Consider the following 13,479-nt stretch of genomic DNA (forward strand, 5'->3'; position numbering starts at 1 on the left):
CGTTATTTTTCTTCGGATTTTCCAAAGAATCGAATGGCGATCTCAGGAAAATAGGCACCGACAAGTATGAGAGTAAGACCGATTAGGTTCGGAACAGAAAAAAATCGGAAAGGAGTGGCTCCTCTGTCCAGGCCTACATTGATGACGCAAATAAACCAACCGCCTAAAATGAGTCCAAATCCACTGATATGAAAAAAAGCTTTTTTAATCACCGTAAAATCTCCCGTATTTGCTGTTTTTGTTGAAACAGTTGAAGTTAGTAAATAAGATACCAGTACCAAAGGAAAACGTCAAGCGACAATGAAACGATTCCATACTCTTATTTGTATCCTTCTTATTCTTCCTGCCTGCTTTAATCTTTACGCAAAGTGGTTTAATCTTACGCACATTCAAGAGATTAACCTAGCGATTGCCCTTCTCGCCGCTTATTTATGGATATCCGAACTCATTCCTTTGTATGTGACTGGATTGTTGATCTTATTTTTGGAATTACTATGGCTCCTGCCCTCTTGGGGATTAGGTGCGCCAAAACCCACCATTTTTCTGTCTTGTTATTTTTCTGAAACCATATTACTATTCTTAGGTGGTTTTGTAATTTCCCAAGCTATTTCCCATTATAATTTAGATCAGTCCCTTGCAAGATTTGTAATCAAGCAGACCAGGGGCTCCTCAATTCTTATGATTCTCGGACTCGGTATGGCAACGGGATTTCTATCCTGCTGGATGAACAATACCGCTACCGCCGCTATGATGTTAGGTTTAGTAGCTCCCATGATGAAAAATTTATCCGAGGTTTCGCATCTTCGTAAGTCTATTTTATTTGTAGTTCCATTTTCTGCAAATCTCGGAGGTATAGGTACGCCAGTAGGGACACTTCCGAATGTAATTGGCATCGGTTATATGAAGGACAGAGGTATCGACATCGGGTTTTTACCTTGGATGGCTTTTGCGATCCCCGTCTGTGTGGTTTCAATCCTTGCTCTTTCTTTTTTATTGTATTTCTTTTTTCTTAGGAATCAGACCGAGGAAAGTGGCCTACTGATGGCTCCAGAAAAATCGGCACTCAAGAGAGGAGATCACCGAAGCAGGATTAGTCTTGCTATCATTCTGGTCACCGTTATTGGTTGGATGACTTCTGATTTACACAAGATTTCCAATGGGACTGTCGCCTTGTTTCCCGTGATTATGTTTTTTGGATTTAAACTTTTAACTTTAGATGAATTTCGATCTCTTTCTTGGGATGTTTTGATTCTTATGGGTGGAGGTATCGCGCTTGGAAAAGCACTTGAAGAAACCGGGCTCGCAAAACATATGATCGAATCCTTTTCGTTAGATGGCCAGTCTTCAACATTCCTTTTTGTATTTTTTAGTGTTATGTCCCTTTCCTTGTCTTGTTTCTTAAGCAATACTTCTGTAGCCAATTTGGTATTACCAATCACTATGGGACTACCCCAGAGTGCGATCTTTCCTTCGGCACTGGGTGCGACCATTGGAGCCTCACTTGCCATGCCATTTCCTATTTCAACTCCTCCAAATGCGCTTGCCTTTAGCTATGGAGGGATACGAAGCATTGAGATGGCAAAAATTGGAAGTCTCATCTCCATTGTATCTCTCTTATTCTTTCTGACGCTCGGAGGAGGTATCTTGTACTTGATGGGATGGATTGATTTTTCAGTTTGAGAAGTAAAAAAGACTTTTCCTTACTGGATATCTTATGTAGGATTCTAGCGGGTCATGTACATTAATTCGACACGTATCATTTTCCTGACTTTTTTCTTTTTCTCTCATTGTTATAATTACTTAAGTGAAGATGTTCCCATCATTTCACGTCCCGTAATGAATCAGAGAATTGCATTACTGACGCTAAAGGTTTCTTCACCTGAATCTGAGCGATCCTTGAACGATATTACAAAATTATATGTTAAATATATAACAGACACGGGATATTTTGGTCGAGTCATTACAGATGGCATTCGTAGTTCACATCATATCGATCTTTATACTTCTGAGATCAATGAGTATGAGCATTTTTGGATGTCTTCCATTTCTACCCTCTTCATGATCGGTACCTTGGGTCTCTTACCTTCCATTTACTCGCAAGAAAGAATCCTTCACGCAGATTTTTATGTGAATGAGAAATTGGTAGGCAGGGAACGATACCGACAAAAACATTCTACCCTTTTCGGAGTACCATTTTTCCTTATCTGGGAGACTGGCATCAAAGAAGCAAAGGTCATCGAATACAATAAAGAGAGAAACATGATTAATAATATGATTCAAGATTACAATCGATACTTATAGGAAAACGAATGAACAGATTACAAATATTAAACATCCTTTTCATCATAGCCACTATTGCAAATTGCGCCACGCCGCCACCTAAGACTGAAAAACCTAAAGAAGTAGTTCCAGAATCTAAAAATAAAGTAACGGTAACATCATCGGCAGAAGAAAAAAAGGAATTAGCCTTCCTTGAATCCATCGTTGACGGAAGAAATATTCCTACCTCGAGTCAGTGGACAGAGGATAAATATTCAGAATTTACTGACCAAACTTTTTCGACCTATGCGCCTGCAAAAGAGGTGATTGATTTTAAGAATGTTGACTATCCCTTACTCAATGCAGCTTTATATTATGCGACGAGTCGAGAAAGAAGAAAGCTAGGAATGAAACCATTTCGTTATTCTCCGTTATGCGAACAAGCAGCTTATGCTCATGCCCAGGATATGGTAAATCTGGACTTCTATTCACACACGAGTAAAGTAAAAGGAAAAGAAACACTTAAAGACCGACTCGATCTAGTCGGTATTCAGAATAGTTTGGCAGGTGAGAATATAATTGCCAGCTTTGGGATTGACTATAAGGCTGGGACTCCAGTATACACTCCAGATCAAAACCTAAACAAAAAATTCAGCTACCAAAGAAATGGTCCACCTATCGGAAATCATACTTATATTGGACTAGCAGAATCTTTATTGGAGGCCTGGATGAACTCACCTCCTCATCGTAGAAATATTTTGAATCCGGATTTTAGTTATGCTGGCGCAGGTGTTTATCACTACCAAGATGCAAAATTTCACAACATTGATAAAGTGAAAGGCGTGTTAGTTTTTTCTTCCAAGCCCTAACTTTTGAACAATTTCGAATTCTTTTTTTGTCACGGGTTGGATGGAAAGTCTTGAACCACGCTTAATAACGATCATAGACTCGAGTCCTTCTAGGCTTTTTAGCATGTCAAGGGAAATCAATGTTTCGAATTTTGTGTGCAGTCTTAGCTTCACCCCATACCATCTCGGGATATCCTTGGGAGCCTTGGGATCGTAATATTTGCTATTTGGATCGAATTGGTGCGGATCTGGAATACCAGCTGCAACAATCTCAGCAATGCCGATCACGCCTGGCGGACTTGCATTGCTATGGTAAAAAAGAACGAGATCGGAAGGCTTAACTTCATCACGCAAATAATTGCGCGCTTGGTAGTTGCGCACACCTTCCCAAAAAGATATTTTTTCCCGTTCTAGATCTTCTATTGAGAAGACATCGGGCTCTGTTTTAAAGAGCCAATACTTCATCTTTTAGGAGTAGGCAGGCTTGGTATTCGCGGAACCTTTTGTTTTTTTCGAGGAAGATGCATTCAACTTTTTCTTTTGGTCATTTTCCGAAGGTTTCTCTCCGGAGGGATGTACAATTGCCATGAGTTCTGCTGCATCGATCGTTTCTTTTGAAAGTAATGCTTTCGCTATCCCTTCCAATTTTTTACTATTTTTGCGAACTAGATCTCTTCCTTTGTCCAGGGAAGTTTGAACGATTCGTTTCACTTCCTGGTCAATGAGAGCTGCAAATTCTTCAGAGTATGGCTTGCTCGACTGTCCGTAATCTCTTCCGATAAAAGGAGAATTTTCTGCGCCACCATAATTGATGGTACCTAATTTTTCCGACATACCCCATTCGCAGACCATACGGCGTGCAATGTTGGTGGCCTGTTGGATGTCATTGCTGGACCCATTGGAAGGCTCACCAAAGATCAATTCTTCGGCAATGTAACCACCCATAGACATGACAATTCGATCTAAGCAATACTGTTTGCGATACGAATGTCTGTCTTCTACCGGTAAGGATTGTGTGAGTCCGAGTGCTCTTCCTCTGGGAATAATAGTCACTTTATGCACTGGTTCTGTGTAGGGAAGCAGAGTTCCAAGAAGTGCATGACCTGCTTCATGATAGGCGGTCATTTCTTTTTCCTTATCAGAAATGAGCATCGATTTCCTTTCCGGGCCCATGAGAACCTTATCGCGAGCCTCTTCTAATTCCTCTTGCGTGACCCGTTTTTTATTTCTACGTGCAGCTAGTAGGGCACCTTCATTAATCAAATTTGCAAGGTCGGCACCAGTGAATCCAGGGGTTCCTCGAGCAATCGAGTTGAGAGAAATATCAGAGACCATCGGAACTTTTTTAGCATGAACCTTTAAGATGTCTTCTCGTCCACGAAGGTCTGGTAAATCAACGATCACTTGTCTATCAAAACGACCAGGTCGAAGTAATGCAGGGTCAAGAACGTCAGCTCTATTTGTAGCCGCCATCACAATGACACCTTCATTCATTTCAAATCCGTCCATCTCAACTAACATTTGATTGAGAGTCTGCTCGCGTTCATCATGACCGCCGCCAAGACCCGCTCCTCGCAACCTACCGACAGCATCAATCTCATCGATAAAAATAATACATGGCGCGTTTTTTTTGCCTTGTTCGAACAGATCGCGGACTCGGGATGCACCAACACCCACAAACATTTCCACAAAGTCAGAACCTGAAATCGAAAAGAAGGGAACAGCAGCCTCCCCAGCGACTGCTTTTGCAAGCAAAGTTTTACCAGTTCCTGGAGGACCAACGAGCAATACACCCTTAGGTATACGTGCACCAATGGCCTGGAATTTTTTTGGATCTTTTAAAAATTCTATGATTTCAAGAAGCTCAACTTTTGCTTCATCACAACCGGCAACATCACCAAATGTCGTTTTGACTTTCGGATCTACGTTCATCTTAGCTCTGGATTTACCAAAGGTGAATGCTTTATTGCCAGAAGCTTGCAATTGGCGCATCATGATAAACCAAACAAATCCTAATATGAAAATCCAAGGAAGAATTCCGTAGATTACGGACCAAAGTTTGTTTTCATCGGGAGATTTCGACGTAAAGGAAAGTCTAGATTTTCTAAGTTTTGTCACCAAATCATCGTTAATAGGCGCAATATTAGTTTTAAATGCTTTTGGTTTATTGTCCTTAGAGTCTGCAGGAATGTACCAGCCTTCAATCAGCTCGCGATCAATCATGATCTGTTGTTTGTTCGTGATATCCTTTCCTTCTTTGGAGGTAATATGCCCAATTGGTTTTTTACCTTCAACTGGCTCAACCATATTCAAAAATTCGGAATAACTGATTTCGTCTGGTTTGCCATTGAAGTCTTGGCCTTTGTAAACAGTGTAAAGGATCACGAGGAAGATCAGGAGGAAAATAAATACGGATTTTATGTTTTTGTTCATGAGATCAGTCTCCTTGATTAGACTGTATCAAAGGTGATATTTCTGAATCACTTCGTCAATATCACCCATAGAAATTGAACGAATTGCCGCTTCGGCATCATTGATGATCTGAATCAGACTAAGGTTCTCCATGGGCTCAAAATCATCACGTAAAAATTCATCTCTTTTTTTCACAACATACTTAGAATTACGAACGCCGATCCTAATTCGGATAAAATTTGGAGACCGAAGAGAAACAGAGACGGACTCGACGCCGGGATGACCATCACTCTCGCCACCCTTGGTAACGACGATTTGGCCAAGTTCTAGCTGCAAATCCTCATGGATGAGTACAATGTCTTTTACTTGGATTTTGAGGAAGCTGGCAATATAGAGCACAGATTCGCCCGAGAGGTCGCTAAAAGTTTGGGGTTTCAAAAGGACGACTTCGTCTCCCTCAAATTCTCCTCGGCCTATCAGTGATTTCTTTTTTTTAGTTTTGATCTCAATGCCAATGTTGTTCGCAATGACATCGAGAATTTTGAAACCAATGTTCGATCGGTTGTTATTGTATTTATCGCCAGGATTTCCTAGCCCGACTATGAGTTTCATTGGTTTTTAATGAAAACTATTTCTTAGCGCCTTTTTTAGCGGCAGGCTTTTTAGCATTTTCAGCTTCAGCCTTTTCTGCTCTTTCTGCAGCTAAGATCGCTTTCGTTTTGTTACATGAAGTAACAATCGGATCGCCGTTTACAATGATATCCCATGATTTTGGAGTTGGAAGTTCTGATACTTTGATGCTCATTCCCACATCAAGACCAGTTACATCAACTGTGATCACATCAACTAGATCTTCAGGAGTTGATTTTACACGAAGTTCATGCACTAGGTGTTCGAACTGGCCACCAGCTTTTGAGCCTTTTGCAACGCCTGTTGTCTTTACTGCAACAGTCGTTAGGATCTTCTTTCCGGGTGTTACTTTGAAAAAGTCGATATGGCGAATTTGACCAGTGTGAGGAAATCTTTGTACTTCTTTTACGAATACATTTTGCTTTTCGCCGTCTAACTCAACTTCGATGAGAGTAGCTTTTCTAATACCCGAATCGATCAACTTTTGAATTTCTTTTTCCACGACAGAAGCTGATGTAGCCTTTCCATTACCGATGATATTTGCGGGAACAAGTCCAGCTACGCGCATACGACGCGCAGGTCCTTTTCCAGTAGTACTTCTTGGTTGTGCTTTGATGCTAATTTTTTCCATGATTATGTTCCTTTAAGTTATGAAAACAGGCTAGAGATAGATTCTTCTTCGTGAATCCTTTCGATGGCTTTAGCAAAGAGTGGGGCGATCGAGAGGGTTTTCAAGTTATTTATTTTCTTGGATTCGGGGACAACGATTGAATTTGATAAAACGATTTGATTGAAATTTCCAGCATTCAGTTTATCCGGCGCTTCGCCAGATAATACTCCATGGGTGGCGCAACACATCACAGATTTAGCCCCGTTTTCGTATAACGCAGTGGCGGCTTTTGCAATGGTACCTCCAGTATCAATCATGTCATCCAGTAGTAGACAATGTTTATCTTTTATGTCACCTATCACGTTCATCACGACCGATTCATTAGCCTTGGGTCTTCTTTTGTCAATGATGGCAAGAGATCCATTGACCTTCTTTCCGAAATTACGTGCTCGCTCGGCACCGCCAGAATCGGGTGAGACAATGACTAGGTCTTGCAAATTTAGGGAGTTGATATATTCAGCAAGTACAGGTGAGAAATACAAATGATCTACCGGGATTCGGAAAAAACCTTGGATTTGGTCGGCGTGAAGATCCATCGTCAAAACTCGATTCGGCCCGACAGTTTCGATCAGGTCAGCGACAACTCTTGCCGAAATCGGAACTCTTGGCTCGACCTTTCTGTCCTGACGGCCGTAACCATAATAAGGAACAACTGCCGTAATGCGACGTGCAGAGGCTCTGCGTAAAGCGTCAATGATTAGCAAAAGCTCCATTAAGCTATCGTTAGCTGGATAGCTGATTGACTGAACGACAAAACAATCTCTTCCTCGAACGTTTTCTTCTATTTTAATCGAGCTTTCCCCATCGGAAAACCGTTTCACAGAGATGGCACCATTCGGAATTCCGAGATTCTGGCAAATTTCCTCTGCGAGAGGTCTATTTGCATTTCCTGAAAATACTGCTACTTCTTTTGGGTTCATACTCCAACTAATCCCTTTTCTATATATTGTCTTGCTGTTTCGAGATCGTCGGGGGAGTTGATACCGTGACTTTCTAGCGCATTTGCCAGCGTCATAGCTCCCACTTTCTTACCGGATGAACGGAAAATTTTGATCACATCCGTAAGATAATATTCTTTCTGTGCGTTGTCGTTTCCGATTTCTTTTAAGGCCTTAAATAATTGGTCTGCGGTGAAACAATAGGTACCTGTATTTACTTCTGTCACTGCCTTTTCCTCTTCAGTCGCATCCTTTTGTTCTACTATCCGCAAGAGAGAGCCGTCATCAGAGGATCGAATGATCCGACCGTATCCAGAAGGATCAGTCATTTTTGCTGATAGAACTGTCGCAGAGTATCCTTTCTCAACGTGAAGCGCGATCAAAGACTGAAAGGAAGTTGAGGAAATTAAAGGAGCATCTCCGCAAGCAACTAATATATATTTGTCGTTTGGTTTGATATTCTGCTCAGCGCAGATGACTGCATGACCTGTTCCAAGTTGTTCTACCTGCTCTGCAAACTCAACCCCAGGGAAATCTTTAGCTATCTCAGTAACAATCTCCTGTCTGTATCCCACCACGACAACCTTACGTTTGATATTCGCAGATTCAAGATTTTTGAGAACGTGGATGAGTAACGGGGAATTGTTCAGTACAACCGCAACCTTGGGAAGCTCACTCTTCATTCGAGTTCCTTTCCCCGCCGCCAGGATAACAGCAGTTACAGTCGATTCAATGCTCATATATTTGATAAAAAATTAATAAAAACTGGCTGGCCTGCTAGGATTCGAACCTAGGGAATGGCGATACCAAAAACCGCTGCCTTACCACTTGGCGACAGGCCAGTTTCTATATTGAGAAGGACAAAAAATCAACGGAAGGAAAATGAAATTTCATTTTTTCAAGCAAAACATCTTGAGCTAACTTTTCGCTTACTAAGCCGTAAAAGCAAGAACCAGATCCAGAAAGGGAAGCAAATTCTGCTCCGCATTGCATAAAGCGTAATTTCAATTCCTTTAAATCGGAGTGGTTCTGGAAAGCGACTTTTTCGAACTCGTTCTCTAGCTGGCCATAAAGGCCTTTCCAATCACCGACTTGAAGATTTCGTATCACATCCTCTGTCAGAGTTTTCCATATTTTTGAATCTAGGGTATTTTGTAAACTTTTTTGGAGTCCCTCGTACATTGCCTTTGTAGAAAGTGAGAGGGAAGGAATCGCAAGGACTCCGAATCCTCTGGCAATTTCTATAGGTTCCAGTATCTCCCCGATGCCTCGAACCACACAATTTTGATTCTGAAGGAAAAACGGAACGTCTGCACCGATCCCCTTGGCAAGCGTCAGCTGTTCCGAGGTGGTGAGACTTGTTTTTGGCAAAAGGATTTTGAGCAAACTTCCTGCATTGGAACTCCCTCCACCTATCCCCCCCTCGGGAGGGATTCGTTTTGTTAAATGGATTCTGACTCCTTGTTTCTTTTTTAGAAACGGGAAGACATTATCATAAGCTTTTGTCAAAATATTTTTAGAAACATCTCCTCGTTCCGAAACGGATTCGAAGAGGTCAAATTTTTGAGGTCCCAATTCATTTTTTGAAACCAATTGGAATTCTGGTTGGGCATTATTTTTTAAAGAAAAGAATTCTAACTCAAAATCGTCTCCAAAATCAGTCTTAACAAATATACTTCGGATTTCATGGTAACCATCAGGTCTACGAAATGGAATTTCTAAACCTAAGTTGATTTTGGCAAATGAATGATTCATGAACAAAGATTAGGCGAGAGTCGACATTGCCTCACCAATTTGCATTTTGATTTTATCTCTGATTGCAATCGGGTTTTTAATAATGGCACTTTTTCCATAACCGAGGATCGTATTGATAAACCAATTTTCTTCTCGGATCGGTACTTGGAATAAATAGTATTCTACCCCACAGAGTGTTTCGGAAAGGTTTAGATTTGTGAGTGGGAGCTTTTGCCCTAGGTGGAAGGAAGAGGAGTCCGTGAGGTAAACTTCTGCGATCGCTTCATGCTCTGTTTTTTTCGGAAGCACCATTTGAGAAAAACCATCTAACCATGTCTTGGCGTCGTCTGGCAGTTCTATATTTTTTTCTGTCGTCAAGGATACTTTTAAAATACAATCCAAACGAAACGATCGAAATCCTTTTTTTTCCAAATCATAGGCAAGAAGGTAGCCATCATTCGATTCCCATAAAAGCCACGGCTGAACAAAACGTTCTTCTTTAAGATCTTTATCACGTTTCCAGTATTGTATTTTGATTTGAATTTTTTTCTGAATGGCACTCTCGATATCATCTCGAATTTTTTTATTTGGTTCCCATTTTCCAGAGGGAATCACTGAATCTATTTTTTCGAGCAACTGTTTCGCAAGGGGTTCTGACGAGTTAAGCTCCGTACTGTTTCTTTTGAGAAGAAGGTCCCGAAGAAGGATCCACTCTTCTGGCGAGAGGGGAAGGACCTTATCCACGGCTACAGGTAAAGAGATCTTAACTCGGTCTCCATCAAAATCTATATCCACACAATCTTGGGGCGAATAAGGATACATCTCGATCATATAGAGTTCACCGAGTTCATTACGAAGCTCAGTGATCGATTTGTGACCCGTTATTTTTTGTAATTCCTCCAAGCTCAAACCATCAGGATGGGAAGACAAGATCCTAATGAGATTGAGTTTGGAAGCAGCCCTTAGCGTAGAGGGATTCATTAAACTTCGAGTACTACTTTAAGTTCCTTGGCATTTGAGGCACATAATGAAAGTTTTTCGATGTTTTTTGCTTTCAAATGTCCGCCTGTCAATCTTTGGCTGACAACGCTCGGTCCGAAATCCAAAATCGCATGAATCGATGGGTCATTGAATATGGGAGCAATCGCCAAATCCCAGTAGAGTGGTTCAATGAGTACCATTTTGAATAAAATGTTACGAAGGTTACCCTCTTTTTGAAGATTGTGGCCATCGAAAATGCTGTAAACAGGTACTTTTAGATCGCTTCCAGAATAAGGAAACGGAACCACACTTGCATCTCCGCCTTCGAACATTGGTAAAGATTCATCCATGAAAGGGCAATGGAATGGTGCAGTGGTTTTGAGAAAAACAAATTTGAATTTTTTCTCGTCCATCTCTGCTTTCCATTTCGTACGAAATTTAACAAGAGAGGAGGGAAGCGCAGAGAGAATCATAGAATCAGGTGTATTGTAGAGAGAAATATATATGGTATCCTTCCCCTTTAAACCTAAAGATTCGTTTGTTTCCTTCACTCTAGCTTCTAGTTCGTCTTTAGAATATCCAATAATGGCTACCATCGGAGATGGATTTTTGTCGCCATTGGCTTCGTTCGCCTGGGCAACGTCAGCTGGGATTGAAAAATCAGGATAAACTTTCTGTCCATTGTATCCGAGATAGAACACAAATTTTAAAAAGTCGCTGTATGCTTTTAGGAAATCATCACCTTCCTTTCCTAAACCTACCAATGCTCCTGCAATGACACCTTGGCTATGACCGCTGATCCCGCCTGTAGCTTTGAGAAGCTCTGCAGTCGGATTTCCTTGTTTCGATACGAGGACATAATTTGCAATCTGTGTCATGAAGATCCCAGGCACAGAAATTGGTGCGCGAGCTAAGTAATCTTCAGAGGGAGCCGAATCTGGATTTTCGACCCAGGATTTGAAATTTAAACCCTCATTTAGGAAGGGACTTTTGCTTTCGCGAGCAAGAATTTCATCTGTTGTTTTAAAGGTAATTTCAAAGAACTCTTTTAGAACGGGTTCTTGGTATAATTTAGATAATTCCTTTAGATACGGAGACCCTTGTCCGCCGAATTGTAAAAAAAATTTTTGAGACTGAGCATGGAAACTTGAGAGAAGTTTTGCAGTTGTCATTTTTTGATCCTAGGATTGGTTTTCTGATACTGTGAAAAATCTAGCTAAGCAAACAAGGAGAAAATTTGGCAAGGATTCTGAGTTAAGATCCGTAAAAAGTCAATTTATAATACGTTATGTTTCCCGCAGAAGTACCGGTAACAGCATCCTTTATTTCTATTTTCCAAGTTCCATTCGCAGGATAATCTAAAAAACCTGAAATTGAATAAGCCTGTTTTGATAACGAGGAACAGTTCTTAGTTGGAAGTGTTTTTTTCGGACCAGAATAACAATTATGTTTTTCATGAATTTCCATTTGGATTGTATCTGATGCTTGCAGGGCCATCACAAGCTCACCAGGATTGGAATGATCAGAGGAAATCTCAAGTGAGATGGATTCAATTTTTGTGATTCCAGAACCAGAAATCACAGCACTCAGTACCAAACTGGATCCATCGGTTGGGATGGCTTGCTGTGTCGAGTTTTCATAAGAGAAGGTTTTCAAGGATGAGGAGCCACCCAGAGTAGACCAAGTGGAGGCAACGGAAATAGCGGCTGTTGCATCAGCGGATCCAAAGCCAAACACATTGCTAAAATGGTATGACTGTCCTGTCAGTATCCAACTTGAATGCGAGGAATTGATTTTTTTTGCTGATTTTGCGAGAATTTTTTTAACATCTCTCCAGGTCAGATTCGGATATTTTTCTAAGAGGAGTGCGATCACACCAGATACTTGAGGAGCTGCTCCAGATGTACCATTAAATGAATTATTATATTTTAAGTCTGGCAAATTATAACTGGTGCTAATCGGATATGCCGTCGAACCGTCACCCGGATTGTAACCCCATTCAAGATTTGAACCTATATTGTCCGTTGTTGTTAAGGCAGTATTTGTGACGCCGTCTCGACCCGTAAAGGCAGAGAGCCAAAGATTGGCGCCTTTTTCCGAATAGGAGGCACGCGTTCCATTATTGAGCACGCCGGCGACTGAGATCGTGCCGTAGTGGTGAGAAAAGCTATCATAATTAGAATTATCTACTTCAAAATTTGTTGCCTCGCCAAGAGTCCCCGCTCCATTTCCAGCGGCAAAAACATAGAGGGTGCCTTTTCCATCGCGACCATTGGCAAGTCCAGAAGTAATCGCTGCAAAAAATGTTGAGGGTGCACTTTTAAAATCTCCAGACCCATCAACATTCCCCCAACTGTTGTTAGATACATAAACATCCTTATTCGTTGTTAATGCCGTCGTCATATTTGCATCGGTGCTTTTCGATAAATAGTTATAGGCAACAAATTGTGAACAGGGAGCAACACCAGATACGCCTAAACTATTTCCACCTCGTGCAGATATGAGTCCTGCAACAGCTGTTCCATGATTGGCGAGACTTCCGCCGGTATCGTTCGAAGAAAGCCCGTTACTACCGGATAAAAAGTTTATACTACCCGACTGTACATTCGGTAATAAATCTTCATGATCAAGCAAGACGCCATCGTCAACGATTCCAATCAAGGAACCTTTTCCTGATATACCACTTTGCCATGTTGACATTACATTTAAATCTATGCCTGCCGTACCCGCTGATTGCGTTGATGAAAACATAGACTGTCCTGTATTTTCTAAATGCCATTGTTATCTAAAATAAGGATCGTTCGGAGTGGAAATGGAGCTACAGATTGTGGGAGTATAAGAAAAGCTAGAAATGCTGGGAACCAATATCTGATTGAGCCAGAGCGTGGACTCTTGCCCGCTACTTTTATCATCTTTGCAAGCAAGGAGAAGAAAAAGGAAGAATGAAATGAATCGTCCCTTGTTCATGAAGACCTTATTGCGTTCCCATCGGAACTTCATGATAGGG

14 protein-coding genes and 1 tRNA gene are annotated in these 13,479 nt (G+C 41.2%); 3 read left to right on the top strand and 12 right to left on the bottom strand.

The window, feature by feature from the left end; all coding sequences use genetic code 11:
* Positions 1–2: 2 nt before the first annotated feature.
* Positions 3–281 carry a hypothetical protein gene (locus EHQ58_RS16985; RefSeq protein WP_246047417.1) on the bottom strand — a complete coding sequence of 93 codons (279 nt, stop codon included), beginning with the start codon at positions 279–281 and terminating at the stop codon, positions 3–5.
* Between the two features lie 19 nt (positions 282–300).
* Between EHQ58_RS16985 and EHQ58_RS16990 the strand changes: the two genes are divergently transcribed.
* The 3 genes from EHQ58_RS16990 to EHQ58_RS17000 are packed head-to-tail and all read left to right on the top strand — an operon-like array spanning position 301 to position 3,128.
* Entirely contained in the window at positions 301–1,680 is a 1,380-nt protein-coding gene (locus EHQ58_RS16990; protein WP_135625148.1) for an SLC13 family permease, read from the top strand.
* Between the two features lie 54 nt (positions 1,681–1,734).
* Entirely contained in the window at positions 1,735–2,301 is a 567-nt protein-coding gene (locus EHQ58_RS16995) for a hypothetical protein (RefSeq protein ID WP_135625149.1), read from the top strand.
* 8 nt (positions 2,302–2,309) lie between these two features.
* The gene (locus EHQ58_RS17000; protein WP_135625150.1) at positions 2,310–3,128 is read left to right on the top strand and encodes a CAP domain-containing protein; all 819 of its coding nucleotides are present in this window, start codon (positions 2,310–2,312) and stop codon (positions 3,126–3,128) included.
* Here EHQ58_RS17000 and EHQ58_RS17005 read toward each other — a convergent pair.
* From EHQ58_RS17005 to EHQ58_RS17055, 11 genes are all read right to left on the bottom strand, one after another.
* Complete coding sequence (locus EHQ58_RS17005) at positions 3,105–3,572, bottom strand: EVE domain-containing protein (RefSeq protein ID WP_135625152.1); 468 nt, start codon at positions 3,570–3,572, stop codon at positions 3,105–3,107. The two genes, EHQ58_RS17000 and EHQ58_RS17005, sit on opposite strands and share 24 nt — an antisense overlap.
* A 3-nt stretch (positions 3,573–3,575) precedes the next feature.
* Complete coding sequence (ftsH, locus tag EHQ58_RS17010; protein WP_135625154.1) at positions 3,576–5,540, bottom strand: ATP-dependent zinc metalloprotease FtsH; 1,965 nt, start codon at positions 5,538–5,540, stop codon at positions 3,576–3,578.
* Between the two features lie 27 nt (positions 5,541–5,567).
* Complete coding sequence (gene pth, locus EHQ58_RS17015; protein WP_135625155.1) at positions 5,568–6,131, bottom strand: aminoacyl-tRNA hydrolase; 564 nt, start codon at positions 6,129–6,131, stop codon at positions 5,568–5,570.
* A gap of 16 nt (positions 6,132–6,147) precedes the next feature.
* Positions 6,148–6,780, bottom strand: coding sequence for a 50S ribosomal protein L25/general stress protein Ctc (locus tag EHQ58_RS17020; protein ID WP_135625156.1), 633 nt, complete (start codon positions 6,778–6,780; stop codon positions 6,148–6,150).
* 17 nt (positions 6,781–6,797) lie between these two features.
* Positions 6,798–7,739: a ribose-phosphate diphosphokinase gene (locus EHQ58_RS17025; protein ID WP_135625158.1), complete on the bottom strand. Its 942-nt coding sequence runs from the start codon at positions 7,737–7,739 to the stop codon at positions 6,798–6,800.
* Complete coding sequence (locus EHQ58_RS17030) at positions 7,736–8,497, bottom strand: sugar phosphate nucleotidyltransferase (protein ID WP_135625159.1); 762 nt, start codon at positions 8,495–8,497, stop codon at positions 7,736–7,738. Before EHQ58_RS17030 ends, EHQ58_RS17025 begins: the two co-directional genes overlap by 4 nt.
* Positions 8,498–8,523: 26 nt before the next feature.
* Positions 8,524–8,599, bottom strand: a tRNA-Gln gene (locus tag EHQ58_RS17035).
* Between the two features lie 4 nt (positions 8,600–8,603).
* Positions 8,604–9,512, bottom strand: a complete 909-nt coding sequence (locus tag EHQ58_RS17040) for a 4-(cytidine 5'-diphospho)-2-C-methyl-D-erythritol kinase (RefSeq protein ID WP_135625161.1) — start codon at positions 9,510–9,512, stop codon at positions 8,604–8,606.
* 9 nt (positions 9,513–9,521) lie between these two features.
* Entirely contained in the window at positions 9,522–10,472 is a 951-nt protein-coding gene (locus tag EHQ58_RS17045; protein WP_135625163.1) for a helix-turn-helix transcriptional regulator, read from the bottom strand.
* Entirely contained in the window at positions 10,472–11,644 is a 1,173-nt protein-coding gene (locus EHQ58_RS17050) for an ACP S-malonyltransferase (protein ID WP_135625165.1), read from the bottom strand. Before EHQ58_RS17050 ends, EHQ58_RS17045 begins: the two co-directional genes overlap by 1 nt.
* Positions 11,645–11,726: 82 nt before the next feature.
* Entirely contained in the window at positions 11,727–13,223 is a 1,497-nt protein-coding gene (locus EHQ58_RS17055; protein WP_135625167.1) for a S8 family peptidase, read from the bottom strand.
* Positions 13,224–13,479 lie beyond the last annotated feature (256 nt).

Source organism: Leptospira ognonensis (genome assembly GCF_004770745.1).
GTDB lineage: Bacteria > Spirochaetota > Leptospiria > Leptospirales > Leptospiraceae > Leptospira_A > Leptospira_A ognonensis.

Coding starts and splice junctions, on each gene's coding strand:
- EHQ58_RS16990 (WP_135625148.1), top strand. CDS start 301: ATGAAACGATTCCATACTCTTATTTGTATCCTTCTTATTCTTCCTGCC.
- EHQ58_RS16995 (WP_135625149.1), top strand. CDS start 1,735: ATGTACATTAATTCGACACGTATCATTTTCCTGACTTTTTTCTTTTTC.
- EHQ58_RS17000 (WP_135625150.1), top strand. CDS start 2,310: ATGAACAGATTACAAATATTAAACATCCTTTTCATCATAGCCACTATT.
- EHQ58_RS17005 (WP_135625152.1), bottom strand. CDS start 3,572: ATGAAGTATTGGCTCTTTAAAACAGAGCCCGATGTCTTCTCAATAGAA.
- ftsH (WP_135625154.1), bottom strand. CDS start 5,540: ATGAACAAAAACATAAAATCCGTATTTATTTTCCTCCTGATCTTCCTC.
- pth (WP_135625155.1), bottom strand. CDS start 6,131: ATGAAACTCATAGTCGGGCTAGGAAATCCTGGCGATAAATACAATAAC.
- EHQ58_RS17020 (WP_135625156.1), bottom strand. CDS start 6,780: ATGGAAAAAATTAGCATCAAAGCACAACCAAGAAGTACTACTGGAAAA.
- EHQ58_RS17025 (WP_135625158.1), bottom strand. CDS start 7,739: ATGAACCCAAAAGAAGTAGCAGTATTTTCAGGAAATGCAAATAGACCT.
- EHQ58_RS17030 (WP_135625159.1), bottom strand. CDS start 8,497: ATGAGCATTGAATCGACTGTAACTGCTGTTATCCTGGCGGCGGGGAAA.
- EHQ58_RS17040 (WP_135625161.1), bottom strand. CDS start 9,512: ATGAATCATTCATTTGCCAAAATCAACTTAGGTTTAGAAATTCCATTT.
- EHQ58_RS17045 (WP_135625163.1), bottom strand. CDS start 10,472: ATGAATCCCTCTACGCTAAGGGCTGCTTCCAAACTCAATCTCATTAGG.
- EHQ58_RS17050 (WP_135625165.1), bottom strand. CDS start 11,644: ATGACAACTGCAAAACTTCTCTCAAGTTTCCATGCTCAGTCTCAAAAA.
- EHQ58_RS17055 (WP_135625167.1), bottom strand. CDS start 13,223: ATGTTTTCATCAACGCAATCAGCGGGTACGGCAGGCATAGATTTAAAT.